Raw genomic sequence first — 13810 nt, 5'->3', positions numbered from 1 at the left:
GCCCCCGTCAGCGCACGCCGGTGTGGCCGAATCCACCCGCTCCCCGCGCGCTGTCGACGAAAGTATCCACCACTTGCAAGCCCACGCGCACGATCGGCAGGATCACCAGCTGTGCGATGCGGTCGCCCGGCTCGATGGTGAAGGCGGCACGGCCGCGATTCCAGGTGCTGATCAGCAGCGGCCCCTGGTAATCGGCATCGATCAGGCCGGTGCCGTTGCCGAGCACGATGCCGTGGCGATGGCCCAGGCCCGAGCGCGGCAGGATCACCGCGCACAGCTGCGGGTCGGCCAGATGAATCGCGATGCCGCTGGGGATCAGCGCCGCATCGCCGGGCTCCAGCGTCATCGGCGCTTCCAGCGCAGCGCGCAGGTCCATGCCTGCGCTGGCTTCGGTGGCATAGGCCGGCAACGGCCACAGGTCGCCGAAGCGCGGGTCGAGCAACTTCACTTGCAAGGACTGGGTTGGGTGGCTCATGCCTGCAATCTCTCCGCGATCAGGGCCAGCAGTTGCTCGGCCAATTCGGTTTTGCTGCTGCTGGGGAAGGCGCGTTCGCCGCCCTGCCAATAGGCGATGGCAGCGTTGTTGTCGCTTTCGAAGCCGCCGCCTTCGATCCCCACCTGATTGGCGATGATCAGGTCCAGCCGTTTGGCGGCGAGCTTGCCACGCGCATAGTGCTCCACGTCGTGCGTTTCGGCGGCAAAACCGACCACCAGCTTCAGTGCGCCGGTCTGCGCGGCGACTTCGGCCAGGATGTCCGGGGTGCGCACCAGTTCCAGGGTCAGCGTTTCGCCGGTCTTCTTGATCTTCTGCGCGACCACCCGTTTGGGGGTGTAGTCGGCCACTGCGGCGGCACCGATGTAGATGTCGGCCGGGAACGCGCCCAGCACCGCATCGCGCATCTGCGCGGCCGAGCGCACGTCGATCCGTTGCACGCCGGCCGGAGTGGTCTGATGCACCGGGCCGCTGACCAGCACCACCTCGGCGCCCTGGTAGGCAGCCGCGGCGGCCAGGGCATAGCCCATCTTGCCACTGCTGCGGTTGCCGACGTAGCGCACCGGGTCCAGGTCCTCGAAGGTGGGGCCGGCACTGATCACGATGCGTAGACCTTCCAGTTGCGCGCTACCGGGCACGAAGGCCGGCGCAGCTGCGCTCCTGGAGGCCGCAGGCGCGGCGGTGCCGACCAGCGCAGCGATGATCGCCGCCGGCTCGGCCAGCCGGCCGGGGCCGGATTCGCCTTCGGCCAACGGGCCGTCGTCCGGGCCGACCACGCTCACGCCACGCGTGCGCAGGGTCGCCACGTTGGCCTGGGTGGCCGTATGCAGCCACATGCGGTGGTTCATCGCCGGAGCCACGGTCAGCGGCGCGGTGGTGGCCAGGCACAGCGTGGTGACCAGGTCGTCGGCCAGGCCATGCGCCAGACGCGCCAGCAGGTCGGCGGTGGCCGGGGCGACGATCACCTGATCGGCCCAACGCGCCAGTTCGATATGCCCCATCGCCTGCTCGGCGGCGCTGTCCCACAAGGTGGTGCGGGTGGGCTGCCCGGACAGCGCCTGGAAGCTGAGCGGGGTGACAAATTGTTGTGCGCCGCTGGTCATGGCGACCTGCACCTGCGCGCCGGCGTCGCGCAGGCGACGGACCAGTTCGAGCGATTTGTAAGCGGCAATGCCTCCGCCGACGCACAGCAGCAAGCGCTGTCCGTCCAGGGGGCGGGCCTGAGTGGAGCCGATCACGTCGGAGTCGTCCTACGGTTACAAGGACAACTAGATTAGCCGATGCCCCCGCCTGGCCTGATAGGCGTGAGCGATGAGCACCGGCAATCTCGCCATATGCACATTCACGACTGGCCCACCGACGAACGCCCGCGCGAGAAACTTCTGGCGCGCGGGGCGACTGCCTTATCCGATGCCGAGCTGCTGGCGATCTTTGTCGGTTCCGGTCTGCGCGGCCAGGACGCGGTGCGCACTGCGCGCGATCTGCTGCTCCGCCACGGCCCGCTGCGCGTGCTGCTGGATCGCCCGGCCCCGGCCCTGGCGCGCCTGCCCGGCCTTGGGCCCGCCTCGGCCTGCAAGCTCAACGCGGCGCTGGAACTGGCACATCGTCACCTGATGAGCGAGCTGGAGCGCGGCGAAGCGCTCAGCGACCCACCCAGCGTCGGCCGCTATTTTTCGCAGCGACTACGTGCAAAGGCGTACGAGGTGTTCGCGGTGCTGTACCTGGATACCAAACATCACGCCATCGCCTTCGAGGAATTGTTCACAGGCACGCTGGATGGCGCCGACATCCATACGCGCGAAGTGGTGCGACGGGCGCTACTGCACAATGCAGCAGCCGTGATCGTCGGGCACAACCATCCGTCCGGCAACCCGGAGCCCTCCGAGGCCGATCGCGCGGTTACCACACGTTTGCTGGAGGCACTGGATCTGGTGGAGATCCGCCTGCTCGACCACTTCGTGATCGGCGACGGCCGCCCGGTGTCGCTGGCCGAGCGCGGCTGGCTGGAATGACAACGCGGCGGTGACCTGAACCGTCTGCCGGACCCGGGGGCGCGCGGTCGGGTAAAATCGGTGGTTTCGTTCCAAGCAGATCCCACGTGAAAGCCCAACTCCGCGCACTGATCGGCCAAGGCATTGAAGCCTTGCGCGCCAACGGCACCCTGCCTGCCGACACCCTGCCGCCGGATTTTGTGGTCGAGCGGCCCAAGACGCGCGAACACGGCGAATTCGCCACCAATGCCGCGATGCTGCTGGCCAAGCCGGCGCGCAGCAACCCGCGCGCGCTGGCCCAGGCGCTGGTCGCCGCACTGCCGGCCAGCGACGATGTGGCCAAGGTGGAGATCGCCGGCCCGGGCTTCATCAACTTCCACCTGACGCCCTCCGCCTACCAGCGCGAAGTGGCGCATGTGATCAAGCAGGGCCCCGACTACGGCCGCGGGCTGGCCGGCAATGGCCGCTCGGTGGGCGTGGAGTACGTCTCGGCCAACCCGACCGGCCCGCTGCATGTCGGCCACGGCCGCGCGGCGGCGATCGGCGACAGCCTGGCGCGGGTGCTCGATGCCAACGGCTGGAACGTCAAGCGCGAGTTCTACTACAACGATGCCGGCGTGCAGATCGAAAACCTGGCCTTGTCGGTGCAGGCGCGCGCGCAAGGGCTCACCCCCGACAGCGATGGCTGGCCGGAGAACGGCTACCGCGGCGACTACATCGCCGATGTCGCCAATGCCTACCTGGCCGGCGACACCGTCGACCTGGAAGGCCATCTGGTCACCGGCGGCAAGGATCCTGCCGATTTCGACGCGATCCGCCGCTTCGCGGTGGCCTATCTGCGTAACGAGCAGAACCACGACCTGGCCGCGTTCCGCGTCGATTTCGATATCTATTTCCTGGAAAGCTCGCTGTACAAGGACGGCAAGGTCGAAGAAGCCGTGCAGAAGCTGATCGCTTCCGGCCACACCTACGAGGAGGGCGGCGCGTTGTGGCTGAAGTCCACCGACTTCGGCGACGACAAGGACCGGGTGATGCGCAAGTCCGACGGCACCTACACCTACTTCGTGCCGGACGTGGCCTATCACCTGACCAAGTGGCAGCGCGGCTACGAGCGCGCGATCACCGAGCTCGGCGCTGACCACCACGGCTCGCTGACGCGCGTGCGCGCCGGCCTGCAGGCCTTGGAATTGGGCATCCCGCAGGGCTGGCCGGAATACGTGCTGCACCAGATGGTCACGGTGATGCGCGGCGGCGAAGAGGTGAAGCTGTCCAAGCGTGCCGGCAGCTACGTCACCCTGCGCGATCTGATCGAAGAAACCAGCGCCGATGCGGTGCGCTGGTTCCTGATCGCGCGCAAGCCCGATTCGCAGCTCACCTTCGATATCGACCTGGCCCGTCAGCAGAGCAACGACAACCCGGTGTTCTATGTGCAGTACGCGCATGCCCGCGTCTGCAGCGTGCTGCGTCAGGCGCTGGAAAAAGGCTACAAGTACGAGCAGGCGCATGGGTTGGCCGAGCTGGCGCGTCTGGATGACGAGCATTCGCTCAACGTCATGGTCGAGCTGTCGCGCTATGCGGAAGTGGTCGAAATCGCCGGCCAGACGCTGGAGCCGTATCAGATTGCGCAGTATCTGCGTGAATTGGCACACGCCTTCCACACGTGGTATCACAACACCAAACTGCTGGTGGACGATGCCGCAGAGCGCAACGCCAAACTCACCCTCGCCGTCGCCACGCAACAGGTGCTCGCCAACGGCCTGGAACTGCTCGGCGTCAGCGCCCCAGAAAAGATGTAAGTCGGGCCGCATGGCCCGCAACGACGTGATTCGGAGAAGTGGTAGATGGCAGCACGACGCGGTAAGAGTCAGGCGCGACGCAACACCAGCAATGGCACCCCCGGTTGGGTGTGGTTGGTGGCAGGCGCTGCAATTGCGGCAGTGATCTTTCTGGCAGCGCCCAACCTGTTCAAGAAGGACGGCGACGGCTTCCTGCGCGTGGGCCCGCGCGCCAACCCCGATGCGCAGCCCGAGCCGGTGGCAGATGCCGACGTGGATACGCCGGCCGAACTGCCCAAGCCCAGCGCACAACCGCCCAAGCCGCAAGCCAAACCCGGCGATGCGCAGACGCAGTACGACTTCTACACCTTGCTGCCCGGCAAGGAAGTACAGATGTCCGATGCCGAACTGGCGGCCAGTGCGCGCGCCGAAGAAGCCGCGCGTGCGCGTGCGGCACTGGAAGGCAAGCCGGTCGCGCCGGCACCAGGTGCAGCAGCACGTGTTGCTGCAGCCACGCCGGCCGCCAGCGTGCCGGTACCGTTGAACGAAACCGCCTCCAGCGCGCCCAAGCCGTTGGCGGAAACTGCGCCTGCGCGTCCGGCGGCGACACCGGCACCGGCCAGCACCGCAGCGCTCACCACGCCGGCTGCCGCCGCACCTGCAACTGCAGCGCCGAAACCGGCCGCGACGACCGCAGCGGCAACGACGGCGGCTGCACCTGCAGTGACAGACAACACCCGCTACATCCTCCAGGCCGGTTCGTTCGGCGCCTCCGGCGATGCCGAATCGACCAAGGCCAAGCTGGCGATGATGGGCCTGGCCGCACGCGTGGAATCGGCCGAAATCAGCGGCAAAACCGTCTACCGCGTGCGCATGGGGCCGTATGGCAGCGCCGGCGAACTGGCCGAAGCCAAGCAGAAACTGACCGGCAGCGGATTGCCTGCCATCGCCATCAAGGCGCAGTAGCGACAGTGTCGGATCGCGCTTGCGGCCTGTTGCTACGACGTCGTTGCGCGCAAGCCGCTCGGTGCGGCCGGGCTGCACGCACGCCGTGCAGCGGCACGCGCATCCGGCACGGTCGCCACACCTGATTGCTTCGCCTGATCCCCCTTCGCAGGAGTTATCCCCATGTCCAAGACCGTTCTGATCACTGGCGCCACCTCCGGATTCGGCAGCGCCGCCGTGCGCCGTTTTGCTGCTGCCGGCTGGAAGATCATCGCCACCGGCCGGCGCGCCGAGCGCCTGGAGGCGCTGGCCGCCGAACTGCCCGCCGGCCAGGTGCACACCGCCGCGTTCGACATGCGCGATGCGCAGGCCTTGTCGGCAGCGATCGACGCATTGCCGGCTGACTTCGCCGACATCGATGTGCTGGTCAACAACGCCGGCCTGGCGCTGGGTACCGCGCCTGCACAGCAGGCGGACCTGACGCAGTGGCAGCAGATGATCGACACCAACGTCACCGCCCTGGTCACCCTCACCCACCGCCTGCTGCCGGCGCTGATCGCACGCCGCGGCGCGATCATCAACATCGCCTCGGTGGCGGCAACCTACCCGTACACCGGCGGTAACGTGTACGGCGGCACCAAGGCGTTTGTGCAGCAGTTTTCGCTGGGTCTGCGCGCAGACCTGCACGGCACCGGCGTGCGCGTGACCTCGATCGAACCGGGCATGGCCGAAACCGAATTCACCCTGGTGCGCACCGGCGGCAACCAGGCCGCCTCCGACACGCTGTACCGCGGCGCCACCCCGATGACCGCCGAGGACATCGCCGAGCAGATCTTCTATGTCGCCAGCCTGCCCGCGCATCTGAATATCAATCGGCTGGAAATCATGCCGGTCACGCAGTCGTTCGCCGGTTTCCAGGTGGCGCGCGACGCGCAGTAACGATGGCCTGCAACGCCAATGCCTCGGTCGCGCCGCGACCCGGTGATGTGTTGATTGGCGCGTGCGCAGATCGCGCAGCATCCAAGCTCGGTGCGGCGCTGGAACTGGCGCACTGCCAGAGATGACGACAACGCCGCGCATTGCGCGGCGTTTTGCGATGCCCGGTCAGCCGCGATCAGCGGCAGCCAACGGCCGCGGCCTGGCCGCAGCATCTTGTCGCGCAGCTGCAGGAACGGGCGCTCCACCGCGTAGTGCAAGACCGCACCGCCCAGCACGGCCATCAGGCCATACACCGCAAATGCCAGCACGCCACGTCCCTCCAGCGCCGGGCCGAACCAGCCCTGGGTGAGATGGAACACGGCCTTGTGGGTCAGATACAGGCTGTAGGAAATGCCCGCCAGCCATGCGGCGCCTGGCACGCGCAGGCCGCCAAGCACGCCGCGGGTGGCGGTGCCGGCGAGCACCAGCAAGGCGAGCCCCAACGACAATACCGGCCAGCCCAGCGCATTGCCGATCAGGCCGGTGCGCTCGCGAAACAGCCACAACGCCAGCGCCAGAATCGCCATGCCGGCACACAGCACCGCGTTGCCGCGCTGCTGCAGCCGTTGCCACAGCGTGGGGCGGAAGATCTTGAGCACCGCTAGCACGACACCGGCCAGCAGACCGTCCAGACGGTTCCAGGTCGGATAATAGATGTCTTCGATAAACCAGTTGCGCTGCAGGCAGGCACCGGCGCTGTCCAGGGCGGTGTTGTGCCACCAGATGCCGGCACGCAGCGCGATACCTGCAACCACCACCAGCACGCAGAGCACGACAAAGCGCGCGGCCGAGGGCCGACGCATCAACAGCGTCGCCAGCAACGGAAACACCAGATAGAAATGTTCTTCCACGCACAGCGACCAGGCGTGCGAGAAAGCGGCATCGCGGCCGTAATCGACGAACAGGTTCAGGGTGAAGCTGACGAACATCCACCACGGTGCCAACCCGGGCGACTCACGAAACTCCGGCCACGCCATGTAGATCGCCAGCACCACCAGAAACGCCGGCAGGATGCGGAACGCGCGGCGCAGATAGAACGCCTTGAAGTCCAGGCCTTGCCCGCGCGCCAGCGGCCGCAGTACCTGCGTGCCGATCAGAAAACCGCTCAACACGAAGAACAGGTCCACGCCCATCCAGCCGTAGCGGGACAACCACGCCCAGTCCGGCCCCAGGCCGCCGACCACGAAGGAATGGAACAGCATCACCCAGACGATGGCGATGCCACGCAGCAGATCGAGGGCGGGATAGCGCATGCGGACGATGCAAGGCGAGGGAGCCCGATTGTGCCGCATCACGCCGATGCAGCGATGCCGGCATCGACGTTGGCCGCAGCAACACGCCCGGCACCTCACCCGTGCCGCACTCAGAGACCTGCGGTAACGCCCAGCCGCATTGCCGCCGCCAATCCGCTATCGACGCTGTGGTTCCCCCACAGCGTCATCCATCACACGACGGCCTGTATCACGCGACGGCCTGCTGCTCGATCCGCTCGGTCGGCGCCACCGACACCGCCGGTTGCAGCAATCCCCATGCTTCCAGCTGATCTACCGCCCGGCTGATCCCGTCCTCCTCACGGATGCGCTGCCCCAGCACGCGTGCCGCTGCACGCATGCTCGGCGCGCTGGCCTGGCGGATGGCATCGGCCAAGGTTTCCGGCTGCAGTCCGGCCCGCACCAGCGCCGGGGGCGCGACGCCACGCTGGGCCAGGCAGTGCGCCCAGAACGGTTGGTCGTAACCAAACGGCACGACGACCGATGGAATCCCCGCCGCCAGCGCCGCACCGGTGGTGCCGGCGCCGCCGTGATGCACTGCGACCGACACCCGCGGGAACAGCCAATCGTGCGGCGCCTGTTCCAGCTGGAAGAAGCGCTCCGCATCGTCGGACATGTCTTCCCCGGCCGCCAGCCCGCCCCAACCGCTGGCCAGCAGCGCGCGTTGACCGGTCAGACGCACCGCCGCCTTGACGGTGGCGGTGAGCTGCGCCGCATCGCTACTGATCATGCTGCCGAAGCCGATATACAGCGGCGGCGGGCCGGCCTGCAGAAACGCTTCCAGCGCGGCCGGCGGCTGCCACTGCGGCTGCGGCAACTGCCAGAAACCGGCGACCTGGGCTCGGTCCGGCCAGTCCGGCGGACGCGGGCACAGATGCTCGCTATAGCCGTACACCACGCGCTGCGCGCTGCGATCGGGACCGCTCCACGGATACGCCGGCAACCCCAATGCCGGGCGCACGATGCCGTTGAGCGCCGGGCGCATCAGCTGCCAGCCGGCAAAGCGCACCGCGTGATGCAGCGCCACGCTCACCAGCCCGGGTAGACGCACGGTGGGCATCACCATCAACGGCACATGCCGCGAGGCGGTCAGCGGCTGCAGTTGCGTGAATACCACCGGCAGGCCGTAGGCCTGGCCCAGGCTATGTGCCAGCAAGCTCGCGCTGCCAACGCCGAGAATCAAACCGGCATCGGCACAGGCCGCGCGGCCCTGCTCGGCCCAGTCGCGCGCCCAGTCCATCAGTTGTGCGCGCAAGGTGCCCCAGATGCCGCGCCAGCCGCCGCGCATCTCGGCGACATTCGGATGGCCCTGCAACAGCTTCTGGTGGTCGCCGCTGAGCGGAAAGAAGTCCAGCCCATTGGCGCGGATCAGGGATTCGAAGTTGGCGCTGGTCAGCACCCGCACCGGATAACCGCGCTCCTGCAGGCCGCGGCCCAGCGCGATGATCGGGCGCACATCGCCATGCGTGCCCAGGGTGGCGGTCAGTACCGGGCGGTGACGTGCCGGCGTCTGCAGTGACTCAGGCATATTCGGCCACCCCGTCGCTGGCGGTGGCGATGCTGCCATCGCGTTGTGTGGCTTTCGCAGTGGCCGCGTGCAGCAACGCGCTGAGCGTGGCCGAATGCGTGGACGACAGCATCGAATGATGGTCGCTGTCCAAGGTATGCAGGTGCAGATTGCGCACGTACGGGCGCCAGGCCTGCGGCCGGTAATCCACCCACACCGTATCGTCGCCGCCGGAGGTCATGCGCACGCTTGCTTCGACGAACACCACATCCTGGTCCAGCGGCTTGGGCCGATGACGCCGCGCCAGCTGCAGGTGGTGCTGGGTCATACCGCCCATGTCGTCCAGCAGCGTGGGGCGTTGTTCGAGCAGCTGGCGCACTGCGGGCAAATCGTTCAACCCGTAGTGATCGCATAGCAGGCTGGCCAGTTCGGCCACCGTGGTCGGCATCGGCTGGCCGTGTGCCAGCGTCAGGCCCAGCGCATGCACCGATGCACGCACGTTTTCCGATTCCGGCAGCGATGCGGCCTGCTCCAGATGCGGGTAGCTGTCGAGTATTGCCAGCAACTCGACTTCTTCGCCAAGCGCATGCAACTCGGCAGTGATGGCATGGGCGATCAAGCCGCCCAGCGACCAGCCGATCAGCCGGTACGGCCCGTGCGGCTGCACGCTGCGCAGACGGGCCAGGTAATCGCGCGCGATCGCCTCGATGCTTTCCGGGCGATGCTGCGGGTCGCTCAACGCCGGCGACTGCAATGCATACACCGGCCACTGTGGATCGAGCTGACCGAGCAGGGTGAGATACGACCAGCCCAGACCGACCACCGGATGGATGCAGAACAGCGGCGTGGTGCCCGGCGTACCCGCACGCAACGGCAACAGCACGCCGAGCGGATCGTTCGGGGTCTGCGCGCTGCGTTTGATCACCTCGGCCAGGCCGGCAATCGTCGGCGCATGGAACAGCGTGCCCAGCGGCAGTTCGACGCCGAACATCTGCGGGAAACGCGCGGCCATTTCTGCCGCGCGCAGCGAGTCGCCGCCGAGCTCGAAGAAGTTGTCTTCCACACCGACCACTTCAATGCCCAGCACGTCCTGCAACATCGCTGCCAGTTGGTGTTCGAGCGCATCGCGTGGCGCCACATGCGCGCGCTGCGGCAATGCGCCCGGTGACGGCAATGCGCGGCGATCCAGCTTGCCGTTGGGTGTCAGCGGTAGTGCCTCCAGCGGCATCCACAGCGTGGGAATCATCGACGCAGGCAAGCGTTGCTGCAGATGCGCGCGCAGCAGCTCGGTCGCCGGCATGGTGCCGTGCTTGCCCACCACATAGGCCAGCAACTGCAACGCGTTGTTGTCGCCATCGCTATGGCCAACCACCACCGCCTGGGCCACCTGCGAATGCAGCAGCAAGGCGTTTTCGATTTCGGCCGGCTCCACGCGATGGCCGCGGATCTTCAATTGCGCGTCCGCACGACCAATGAACTCCAGCATGCCGTCGCGGCGCTGACGCACGCGGTCGCCGGTGCGGTACATGCTGCTGCCGTCGTCGGCAAACGGGTCGCGCACAAAGCGCTCGCTGGTCAGCTGGCGCTTGCCGCGATAGCCCTTGGCCACGCCTGCGCCGCCGATATACAGCTCGCCGATCGCACCGGTGGGCAGCGGCTGCCGCTGCGCATCCAGCACGTAGACGCGCGTATTGAGCAGCGGCCTGCCGATGGGTGGGGCTGCGGCGTCGGTCAGCTGCAACGGCATGATGGTCGACCAGATGGTGGTCTCGGTTGGCCCGTACAACTGGGTCAGGCGCCCTACCCGGCTCAGCAACTGCGTCGCCAACTCCGGCACCAGGGCCTCACCGCCCACCAGCGCGTGGATACGGTCCAGTGCCAGATCTTCATTGGCCAGCAGGATGCGCCACAACGACGGGGTGGCCTGCACCACGCTGATCTGCTCGTGTGCGATCAGGCGCGACAGGCTGCGTGGATCGTGGGTGATGCCGGCCGGTGCGATGACCACGCGTGCGCCCACCAGCAACGGCAGATACAACTCCAGCCCGGCGATGTCGAAGGTGATGGTGGTGACCGCCAGCACGCGGTCGCGCGGCCGCAATGCCAGTTCATGCTCCATCGCATGCAGGAAATTGAACAGATTGCGATGGCTGATTTCCACGCCCTTGGGCGCGCCGGTCGAGCCGGAGGTGTACAGCACGTAGGCGGTGCCGTCCGGCGTGGCCTGGGGTGCGATGGCCGCCGGCAAGACTGCCGGGCGCGGATCCAGCCAGACCATGCCACCGAGCAAATAGCGCTCGCACAACGCCGGCTCGCAGACCAGCGCGATGGCGCCGGAATCGTTGAGCATCTGCCGATTGCGCGCGGCCGGGCTTTCCGGGTCCAGCGGCAGATACGCCGCCCCGCTCCACATCACCGCCAGCAAGGCCACCAGCAATTGCTCGCTGCGCGGCAACGCGATGGCGACCACATCGCCCGGGCCCACGCCGTCGGCCACCCACTGCGCGGCGACGCGCGAGGCGAGCTCGCAGAGCGTGGCGTAATCCAGCGTGCGGTTGTCGTATTGCACCACCACCGCCGCCGGCATCAGCTCGGCACGCTGCAGCATGCCGTGCAACAGCGTGCTCGGCTCCGGCAGCGGCGCAGCGGTGTCGTTCCAGGTGTGCAGCAGCCGCTGGCGTTCGTCGTGACCCAGCACATCGATCAGGCCGAGTGCGCACTCCGGATCTGCCAGTACCGCATCGGCCAGGTGGGTCAGGCGGCGGCAATGTTCTGCCAGCTCGTCGCTGTCGTACAACGCCGGGTTGGCATCCAGATCGAAGCGCAACGCGGCGCCATCGCCACGCTCGTAGCAGAAGATGGTCAGATCGTCGGCCGGACCGTTGCAGAGGTTGTGCGGCACTGCATACGCCTCGCCGAAGCGCAGCGCATAATCGAAGGCCTCGATATTTACCGCCAGCCGCGCGAACTTCTGTTCGATGCCGAACACGCCCAGGTCGCGACGCACATCCTCGAAGCGGTATTGCTGGTGCCGCAAGGCATGCTTGACCACCGAGGACACCTGCGCGAACAAGTGATGGATCGGCTGCTGCGGATCCATCTTCAAACGCAGCGAAATCACGTTGGCCACCAGCCCGGCGGTTTGCCGGTAACGCGCATTGATGCGGCCGGTCACCGGCATTGCGATCACCAGATCCTCGGCACCGGTGCAGCGGTAGTAATACGCGGCAATCAGCGAGATCAGCATCTGCGGCAGGCTGGCGCCATAGTCCTTGCCCAGCGCACGCAAGCGCACCACCTGCTGCGGCGAAAACTGCCCGGTGCCACGCAACAAGCCGGTGGACAGCTGATTGCCCGGCCGCGCCAAGGTGGCCGGCGGCGGCAGATCGGCCAGCTGTTGCATCCAGTAGGTACGATCGCGCTGAAAGCGATCGGACTCGCGGTAGTGCTGCTCCAGTTCGTTCAACGACAGCGCACTGCCGTAATGCGCAGGTTCCGGCTCGCTATCGGTAGCGTAGGCGTTATAGAGCACCGCCATGCGCTGCATCATGATCGATGCGCAATAGCCATCCATCACCAGATGGCTCACGCACTGCACCCACATATGGTGATCTTCGCCAAGACGGAACACCGCGCAATGCCACAACGGCCCGTTTTGCAGATCTTCCGGCTTGCGGATTTGTTCGTCCACCCAATGCTCGGCGGCATTGCGTGGCGAGGGATCTTCGCTGAGATTGAAGTACGGAATGGCGGCCGTGTACTCGGGACGGATCACCTGGCCGGGCACGCCATCGTGTTCGACGATGCACAGCCGCAGCGTGTCGAACTCGCGCGTCAGCTGCATGCTGGCGCGTAGCAATAGCTGCGGATCGAGTGGGCCGAACATCTCCAACGCTTCGGACAACATCAAGGTGTTGTCGGTGTGCAACTTGCTGGCGACCCACAGGCCGCGTTGCGCTTTGGTCAGGGGAATCACGGGAGAGGCGTCAGCGTGCATTGCGTGCATCCTTCTTGTGTGGCGCGCAGTCGCCCAACGGGTCTTGCCCGCAATGCGGTCAACAAGACGCCGGATCAGCACTTGGCCTAAAAACGTTTAGGTAGAAAACACCATCGACCACCGGCAGAGGCCGGCGATACGCAGTTGGAACACTCGATAAAGACGCACAATGGAGACGTACAACGCAGTGGCACGCAGGTAACACCAAGACGTACAACTGCGTTTTTCTTGAAGCACTTGCTTCCCGGCAAGTTAATAAACACTAACAATCGGGCAACACAATGAACCGTGCAAAAATCACGAATTGCGCGTTTCCTGCAGATGTTTTTACAGAAGTGTGATTTCAATTAGTGTTCTGGATACATACGTCTGTTTGGGATTCGGCACTGCATGCAGCGCCACACACAAAACGCGACGCATGTCGCGTCGATACGGCAGGGGCGTGATTGCAGGCGAAATTGCAGGCGGATTTGCGTTCTCCGCATTGCATAAAGACCGCAATTCATAAGACCACTGCGCGCGGCAGTGTTGATATATCTGCGCTACCAGACAAATCACTGCACAACATGCGGCATCGCTTGCGACACATATAGCGCGTGCATTCGTTCGATCATGCGTCGGTCGTTTGGATGTCATACGACTGCGGCACTCTGTAGATCAACGGCGCGGGGTCGCGCGGGTCACAGTGCGCTGCGTTGTGTGGACTGCGCCGGTGCGCGTCTGCCCGGGGTCATGCGTGCGTGACTGAGCGGTGGCAAGCGGCCATCAAGGCACGCTGGCAGGGCGGTGCCCAACAGATTCATGCCAAGGCCGATCGCCGGCCGCGTCCGCTTTACGACTGCTCACTCGTCTA

At 66.3% G+C, this 13810-nt stretch carries 8 protein-coding genes and 1 pseudogene; 4 read left to right on the top strand and 5 right to left on the bottom strand.

All coding sequences use genetic code 11. From position 1 onward, the window contains the following. Positions 1 to 7: 7 nt before the first annotated feature. Both dut and coaBC read right to left on the bottom strand, forming a co-directional pair. Complete coding sequence (dut, locus tag ABS769_RS15180; protein ID WP_006448981.1) at positions 8 to 475, bottom strand: dUTP diphosphatase; 468 nt, start codon at positions 473 to 475, stop codon at positions 8 to 10. Further along, the gene (gene coaBC, locus ABS769_RS15175; protein WP_317062194.1) at positions 472 to 1731 is read right to left on the bottom strand and encodes a bifunctional phosphopantothenoylcysteine decarboxylase/phosphopantothenate--cysteine ligase CoaBC; all 1260 of its coding nucleotides are present in this window, start codon (positions 1729 to 1731) and stop codon (positions 472 to 474) included. The genes dut and coaBC overlap by 4 nt, the downstream gene beginning before the upstream one ends. A 96-nt stretch (positions 1732 to 1827) precedes the next feature. On the opposite strand from coaBC, the gene radC reads away from it, so the two are divergent. The 4 genes from radC (at position 1828) to ABS769_RS15155 (ending at position 6143) form a co-directional block, all read left to right on the top strand. Further along, the gene (gene radC, locus ABS769_RS15170; protein WP_043889513.1) at positions 1828 to 2505 is read left to right on the top strand and encodes a RadC family protein; all 678 of its coding nucleotides are present in this window, start codon (positions 1828 to 1830) and stop codon (positions 2503 to 2505) included. 86 nt (positions 2506 to 2591) lie between these two features. Further along, positions 2592 to 4280 (top strand): arginine--tRNA ligase, encoded by a 1689-nt coding sequence (gene argS / locus ABS769_RS15165; protein ID WP_317062195.1) that lies wholly within the window; start codon positions 2592 to 2594, stop codon positions 4278 to 4280. 45 nt (positions 4281 to 4325) lie between these two features. Further along, positions 4326 to 5225 (top strand): SPOR domain-containing protein, encoded by a 900-nt coding sequence (locus tag ABS769_RS15160; RefSeq protein WP_317062196.1) that lies wholly within the window; start codon positions 4326 to 4328, stop codon positions 5223 to 5225. Between the two features lie 162 nt (positions 5226 to 5387). Further along, the gene (locus ABS769_RS15155) at positions 5388 to 6143 is read left to right on the top strand and encodes an SDR family NAD(P)-dependent oxidoreductase (RefSeq protein ID WP_104550220.1); all 756 of its coding nucleotides are present in this window, start codon (positions 5388 to 5390) and stop codon (positions 6141 to 6143) included. A 203-nt stretch (positions 6144 to 6346) separates the two neighbouring features. Here ABS769_RS15155 and ABS769_RS15150 read toward each other — a convergent pair. The 3 genes and pseudogenes from ABS769_RS15150 to ABS769_RS15140 form a co-directional block, all read right to left on the bottom strand. After that, positions 6347 to 7435, bottom strand: a pseudogene (locus ABS769_RS15150) (acyltransferase family protein); the annotation flags it as partial. A 208-nt stretch (positions 7436 to 7643) separates the two neighbouring features. Next, on the bottom strand, positions 7644 to 8981 hold the full coding sequence (locus ABS769_RS15145; protein ID WP_317062197.1) for a glycosyltransferase: 1338 nt from the start codon (positions 8979 to 8981) through the stop codon (positions 7644 to 7646). Further along, complete coding sequence (locus ABS769_RS15140) at positions 8974 to 12957, bottom strand: amino acid adenylation domain-containing protein (RefSeq protein WP_317062198.1); 3984 nt, start codon at positions 12955 to 12957, stop codon at positions 8974 to 8976. The genes ABS769_RS15145 and ABS769_RS15140 overlap by 8 nt, the downstream gene beginning before the upstream one ends. Positions 12958 to 13810: the final 853 nt, after the last annotated feature.

This window comes from Xanthomonas hortorum (assembly GCF_040279205.1).
Taxonomy (GTDB): Bacteria; Pseudomonadota; Gammaproteobacteria; order Xanthomonadales; family Xanthomonadaceae; genus Xanthomonas; species Xanthomonas hortorum_F.
The sequence above is the reverse complement of the archived record's forward strand: the minus strand, read 5'-3'. Positions and strand labels throughout refer to the sequence as shown.

What these genes read in the sequence shown, in the direction of transcription:
- dut (WP_006448981.1), bottom strand. Translation starts at nt 475, where the DNA reads ATGAGCCACCCAACCCAGTCCTTGCAAGTGAAGTTGCTCGACCCGCGC.
- radC (WP_043889513.1), top strand. Translation starts at nt 1,828, where the DNA reads ATGCACATTCACGACTGGCCCACCGACGAACGCCCGCGCGAGAAACTT.
- ABS769_RS15160 (WP_317062196.1), top strand. Translation starts at nt 4,326, where the DNA reads ATGGCAGCACGACGCGGTAAGAGTCAGGCGCGACGCAACACCAGCAAT.
- ABS769_RS15155 (WP_104550220.1), top strand. Translation starts at nt 5,388, where the DNA reads ATGTCCAAGACCGTTCTGATCACTGGCGCCACCTCCGGATTCGGCAGC.
- ABS769_RS15145 (WP_317062197.1), bottom strand. Translation starts at nt 8,981, where the DNA reads ATGCCTGAGTCACTGCAGACGCCGGCACGTCACCGCCCGGTACTGACC.
- ABS769_RS15140 (WP_317062198.1), bottom strand. Translation starts at nt 12,957, where the DNA reads ATGCACGCTGACGCCTCTCCCGTGATTCCCCTGACCAAAGCGCAACGC.